Source organism: Streptomyces aureus (genome assembly GCF_001418135.1).
GTDB classification, from domain to species: Bacteria; Actinomycetota; Actinomycetes; order Streptomycetales; family Streptomycetaceae; genus Streptomyces; species Streptomyces aureus_A.
Map to the genome: position 1 here is coordinate 1 of NZ_LIPQ01000324.1, position 6,697 is coordinate 6,697.

The 6,697-nt window shown below is 74.1% G+C and carries 2 protein-coding genes; both read left to right on the top strand.

Annotated elements, in window-relative coordinates:
- Positions 1–6,030, top strand: a 6,030-nt coding sequence (locus AOK00_RS25420) for a type I polyketide synthase (RefSeq protein WP_159041848.1), incomplete at its 5' end; no start/stop codon positions are given.
- Positions 6,031–6,199: 169 nt separating this feature from the next.
- On the top strand, positions 6,200–6,697 hold a 498-nt coding region (locus tag AOK00_RS25425), incomplete at its 3' end, for a beta-ketoacyl synthase N-terminal-like domain-containing protein (RefSeq protein ID WP_173861630.1).

Sequence of the window (6,697 nt, forward strand, 5' to 3'; positions counted from 1 at the left end):
GCCCAGGAGTACGGTCCGCGGCTCGGCGAGGCGGCTGCGGGTTCCGCCGGGTTCGGACTGACCGGCACCACGTCGAGCGTGGCCTCGGGCCGGGTCGCCTACACCCTCGGCCTCCAGGGCCCCGCGCTCACGGTCGACACCGCGTGCTCCTCCTCCCTCGTCGCCCTGCACCTCGCCGTACAAGCCCTGCGGTCCGGCGAGTGCTCACTGGCCCTCGCGGGCGGTGTGACCGTCATGTCGACGCCCGGCATCTTCGTCGAGTTCTCGCGCCAGCGCGGACTCGCCGCCGACGGCCGCTGCAAGTCCTTCTCCGCCGACGCCGACGGCACGGCCTGGGCCGAAGGCGTCGGCGTCCTCGTCGTCGAGCGACTCTCCGACGCCCGCCGACTCGGACACCAAGTCCTCGCCGTCGTCGCCGGCACCGCCGTCAACCAGGACGGCGCGTCCAACGGACTCACCGCACCCAGCGGCCCCGCCCAGGAACGCGTCATCCGCGCCGCCGTCCAGGACGCCGGAGTCTCCTTCGCCGGAATCGACGCGGTCGAGGCCCACGGCACCGGCACCGTCCTCGGCGACCCCATCGAGGCACAAGCCCTCCTCGCCACCTACGGCAGCGAACGCGACAATGACCGGCCCCTGATGCTCGGGTCGCTCAAGTCCAACCTCGGCCACGCCCAGGCCGCCGCCGGCGTCGGCGGCGTCATCAAGATGGTCATGGCCCTGCAGCACGGTGAGCTGCCCGCCTCGCTGAACGTGAGCAAGCCCAGCGAGCTCGTCGACTGGGAATCCGGCGGCGTCGAGGTCCTCACCCAGCCCCACCCCTGGCCCGCCGTCCAGGACCGGGCACGCCGCGCCGGTGTCTCGTCCTTCGGCATCAGCGGCACCAACGCCCACGTCATCCTCGCCGAAGCCCCCACGGCCGAACCGGTCGTGTCCGGAGCCGGTTCCGGGGAGGACGGCTCCGCGCCCCTGTGGGTGCTGTCCGGCCGTACCGAGGCGGCGCTGCGCGCCCAGGCCACCGCACTCGTCGACGCCCTGGACGCCTCCGGCGAGGTGTCCGACCGTGACCTCGGCCGTGCCCTGGCCACCACGCGTACCGCGCTCGATCACCGCGCGGCCGTCACCGCCGAGGACCGCTCCGAGGCCGTCGCGGCACTGGCCGCGCTCGGCCGTGGCGAGCCGCACTCCGCGCTGACGCTCGGCACGGCACGCCCCGACGACGGTCTCGCCTACCTCTTCACCGGGCAGGGCAGCCAACGCGTCGGCATGGGTCGTGAGTTGTACGAGAGCGAGCCGGTCTTCGCCGCCGCCCTCGACGCGGTGTGCGCCGAACTCGACGCCTGCCGCGGCTCCGTGCCCGGCACTCCGCCGATCCGTGAGGTGATGTTCGGCGACGCCGAGGCTCTCAACCGGACCGAGAACACCCAGTGCGCCCTCTTCGCCCTCCAGGTGGCGCTGTTCCGGCTCCTTGAGCACCGGGGCCTGGCTCCGGACGCCGTACTCGGCCACTCCATCGGCGAGTTCGCCGCCGCTCATGTCGCCGGGATCCTCACCCTGCCGGACGCCTGCGCCCTGGTCTCCGCGCGCGGCCGGCTCATGCAGGCCCTGCCGGCGGGTGGTGCGATGCTGGCCGTCCAGGCTTCGCAGCAGGAGGTCCTCCCGCTCCTCGAAGGCCGCGAGCACGAGGTGAGCATCGCCGCCGTCAACGGCCCCGTGGCCGTCGTCGTCTCCGGCGACGTCGAGGCCGTCGAGCGGGTCGCCGAGGCGTTCGCCGCCTCCGGCCGAAAGACGCGCCGGCTCGTCGTCAGTCACGCCTTCCACTCGCACCGCATGGACGGGATGCTCGACGCTTTCGCGGCCGTGACCGCGGGCGTCGCGTACGCGGAGCCGCGTATCACCATGGTGTCCACCGTCACCGGAGGACCCGTCGACGTCACCGCCGACTACTGGGTGCGGCAGGTACGCCGCGAAGTACGGATGTCCGACGGTCTGGCGGCGCTCCACGGCCTCGGGATGCGGACCTTCCTCGAACTCGGCCCGGACGGCGTGCTGTCGGCACTGGGCCGGGACTGCCTCGACGACGACGCGTCGGCGTTCGTCCCCGTGCTGCGCCGCGGCAGGGCCGAGCACCGCACCCTGGCCGCCGCGCTCGGCGCCCTGCACGTGCGTGGCCGGGGCCCCGACTGGGACGCCGTGTTCGGCCCGGGACCGACGCCCGCACTGCCCACGTACGCCTTCCAGCGGGAGCGGTACTGGCTGACCGCGCGCGGCACCGAAGGCGCGGCCGGTCACCCGCTGCTCGGCCCCGCCGTCGAACTCGCCGAATCCGGCCAGGTCGTCCTGACCGCCCGGCTCGGCCGCCGCACCCACCCCTGGCTCGCCGACCACGCCGTCCTCGGTTCGGTCCTGCTGCCCGGTACCGCGTTCCTCGAACTCGCCGCCCGCGCCGGTTCGCAGACCGGTACGCCGCGGGTCGCCGAACTCACCCTGCTCGCGCCGCTGGTGATCCCCGAGGAGGGCCGCACCGAGGTACAGGTCGTCGTGGCCGCACCCGGCGACGACGGACAGCGGGCCCTGACCGTGCACGCCCGCTCAGAGACGCCGGACGGCGCCGTCGAGCCGTGGACCCTGCACGCCACCGGAGCCCTCGCCGCGCACGAGGGGACCCCCGCGACCGCGGCGGGCCCGCCCTCCGCCGAGGCCGAGCCGCTGGTCGTCGACGGCTGCTACGACGAGCTGGCCACCGCGGGGTACGCCTACGGGCCCGTCTTCCAGGGCCTGCGCGCCGCCTGGCGGCACGGCAAGGACCTCGTCGCCGAGGTCGCCCTGCCGCCTTCCGTCACCGACGCCGCCTCCTACGGGCTGCACCCGGCGCTGCTCGACGCGGCCCTGCACCCGATCGTCATGACGGCGCTGGACGACGGCAACCGCCGACTGCTGCCCTTCTCCTGGCACGGTGTGACCGTCCGTCAGACCGGTGCCCGTACCGCCCGCGTGGTCATCACCACCACCGGGCCCGACACGGTGTCCCTGACCCTGCTCGACGAGTCCCGCGCCGTGGTCGCCGAGGTCGAGGAACTGGTCCTGCGCCCGGTGAGGGACGAGGTGGCCGTCCCGCGCTCCCTCCACCGGCTGGACTGGATCCCGGCCGCGGTGGACCAGGAGCCGTCTCCGTCGGCCGCCGCGCTCGGCGCCGCCGACCTGGGCGTCGGTGCGCCGTACGCCGACCTCGCGGCCCTGGGCCAGGCCCTCGACGCGGGGCTTCCCGCCCCCGAGGTGGTCTTCGCGCCGCTCGCGGACCTCGGGGACTCCGGTGACGCCACCGGGCCCGGAGAGCGTGCCGACGGGCCGGGGGCCGGCGCCCCGGCCGCCGTGCACCGCGCGCTCGCCCTGCTCCAGGAATGGCTGGCCGACGACCGGCTCGCCGACTCCCGGCTGGTACTCGTCACCCGGGCCGCCGTGGCCACGGCCGCGGACGCCGACGTGGACCCCGGACTCGCTGCCGTATGGGGTCTGGCCCGCTCGGCGCAGACCGAGAACCCCGGGCGCGTCGGACTCCTCGACGTGGAGTCGGCGGCCGACTGCCGCACCGCACTGCCGCTCATCGGCGCGGAGCATCAACTCGCCGTCCGCGAGAACGAGTTGTTCGTGCCGATGCTCGGCCGGGCGACGGCCGACGGCTCCCTGGTTCCCCCGGCCGGCGTCACCGCCTGGCGGCTCGGGGTCCGTGACCGCGGGACCCTGGACCACCTGGCCCTCGAACCCTGCCCGGAGGCCCTGGCCCCGCTGGCCGACGGCGAGGTACGCATCGCCGTGCGCGCCGCGGGCGTCAACTTCCGCGACGTCCTGAACACCCTCGGCCTCTACCCCGGCGACCCCGGTCTGCTCGGCCTCGAAGGGGCCGGTGTGGTCACCGAGGTCGGGCCCGGCGTCACCGGTCTCGACGTCGGCGACCGGGTCATGGGCCTGTTCTCCGGGGCGTTCGGCCCGGTGGTCGTCGCCGACCACCGGCGGGTCGCCGTCATGCCCGCCGACTGGACCTTCGCCCAGGCGGCGTCCGCGCCGATCGTGTTCCTCACCGCCTACCACGCCCTGGTCGACCTCGCCGGCCTGACCGCGGGCGAGCGCGTCCTGATCCACGCCGCCGCCGGCGGGGTCGGGATGGCCGCCGTCCAACTGGCCCGGCATCTCGGGGCGGAGGTGTACGGCACGGCGGGCCCCGGCAAGTGGGACGCCCTGCGTTCCCTCGGACTCGACGGAGCGAACCTGGCGTCGTCCCGCACGCTGGACTTCGAGTCCGCGTTCGGCGCGGCCACCGAGGGCCGTGGCATGGACGTCGTACTGAACTCGCTCGCCGGTGAGTTCATCGACGCGTCCCTGAGGCTGCTGCCGAACGGCGGTCGTTTCGTGGAGATGGGCAAGACCGACCTGCGCGACCCGGAGCGGATCGCGGCCGACCACCCCGGGGTGAACTACGGATTCTTCGACCTGCTGCAGGAGCCCACGGAGAAGATCGCCGAACTCCTCACGGATGTGCTGCGGTTGCTGTCCTCGGGCGCGCTCACTCCGCTGCCGCTGAGCACCTGGGACATGCGACGGGCGCCGGAGGCGTTCCGCCACGTCAGCCAGGCACGGCACATCGGCAAGGTGGTCCTCACCCTGCCGGTGGCCCTGGATCCGGACGGCACGGTTTTGGTCACCGGCGCCACCGGCGCCCTGGGCGGACTCGTCTCGCGGCATCTGGTCACCGAGCACGGCGCCCGCCGTCTGCTCCTCGTCAGCCGCCGGGGTCCCGACGCGCCGGACGCCAGGGAACTGGCCGCCGAGCTCACCGAGTTGGGCGCGGAGGTGACCCTGGCCGCCTGTGACACGGCCGACCGGGACGCGCTCGCGCAGCTGCTCACCGGCGTACGGCTCACCGCCGTCGTCCACGCGGCGGGAGTGCTCGACGACGGTGTGATCACCGCGCTCACCCCGGAGCGCCTCGACACGGTGCTCGCCCCCAAGGCCGCCGCGGCCCGCAATCTGCACGAGCTGACCGCGGACCACGACCTGTCGGCCTTCGTCCTCTTCTCCTCCGTCATGGGCATCATCGGTGGCGCCGGCCAGGGCAACTACGCCGCGGCCAACACCTACCTCGACGCCCTGGCCCAGCACCGCAGGGCGCAGCACCTCCCCGCGCTCTCCCTGGCCTGGGGCATGTGGGCGGACACCGCGGGACGACCGGGCGCCGCCGGAATGGCGGGGTCCCTGTCCGAGGCCGACCGGGGCCGGCTCGCCCGGACCGGCCTCGCGCCCATCGACCGGACGGAGGGCCTGGCCCTGCTCGACGCGGCACTGCGCATGGACGCCGCCGCGCTCGTACCCGCTCCGCTCGACCGGGCCACCCTCGGCGCGCTGGGCAACCAACTGCCCACCGTGCTGCGGGACCTGGCACCGGCCGCACCGCGGCCGGCCCAGGCCGCGGCCACGGCCGCGGCCCCGACGACCGCGACCCTGCGCGAGCGGCTCGCGGCACTGGGCCGGGACGAGCGGGAGGAACTGCTCCTCGACCTCGTCCGGGTACAGACCGCCGCCGTGCTCGGCCGTTCCTCCGCGTCCGGCATTCCCGCCGACCGGTCCTTCAAGGACCTGGGCTGCGACTCGCTGACGCTCGTCGAACTGCGCAACAGGCTGCAGACCAGCGCCGATCTGCGGCTGCCCGCCACGTTCCTCTTCAACTACCCCACGCCGATCGCCGTCGTGGACCATCTGCACACCGAACTGGCTCCGGCCGAGGTGGAACCCGTCACCTCCGGTGACCCGCAGGCCGTACCCGGGCTGGCCGAACTCGACGGCCTCGAAGCGGCGCTCGCCGGCCTTCCGGACGACACCCAGGACGACATCAGGGACGAGATCGTCCAACGGCTCCAGGCACTGGTGGCCCGCGTACCGGCTCAGCGGACCCAGGCCGACGACAAGGATCTGGCCGCACGGGTCGAGTCGGCCTCGGTCGACGAGCTCCTCGCGTTCATCGACTCCGAACTCTGACCCCGATCCCCACTCCGACCACAACTCCACCTGCGCACCGCACGGACCCGGATCCCGGTCCGCTCATCCTGTCCGCCGCGCGCGGCACGCCCGGGCACGTCCCACGGGCGTGCCGCGCCCGGACCGCGCACACGCACAGCTTCACGACGCCTACGGGGGCATCATCGCCATGACAACAACGGACAACGACAAACTCGTCGAATACCTCAAGCGCCTCACCGTCGACCTCCACCAGTCCCGTCAGCGGGTCCGCGAGCTGGAGGCCGGCACCAACGATCCGATCGTGATCGTCGGCATGGGGTGCCGCTTCCCGGGCGGGGTGGACTCCCCCGAGGCGCTGTGGCAGGTCGTTGCCCAGCAGCGCGATGTGATCTCCGGACTCCCCACCGACCGCGGCTGGGACCTCGACGGCCTCTACCACCCCGACCCGGACCACTCCGGCACGTCCTATGTGCGCGACGGTGGATTCCTGAGCGGCGCCGCCGAGTTCGACCCCGCGTTCTTCGGGATCGCCCCCCGCGAGGCGCTGGCGATGGACCCGCAGCAGCGGCTGCTCCTCGAAGTGTCGTGGGAGGCCCTGGAGCGGGCGGGCATCGCGCCCGGAACGCTGCACGGCACGTCGGCGGGCGTGTTCCTGGGCGCGATCGCCCAGGAGTACGGTCCGCGG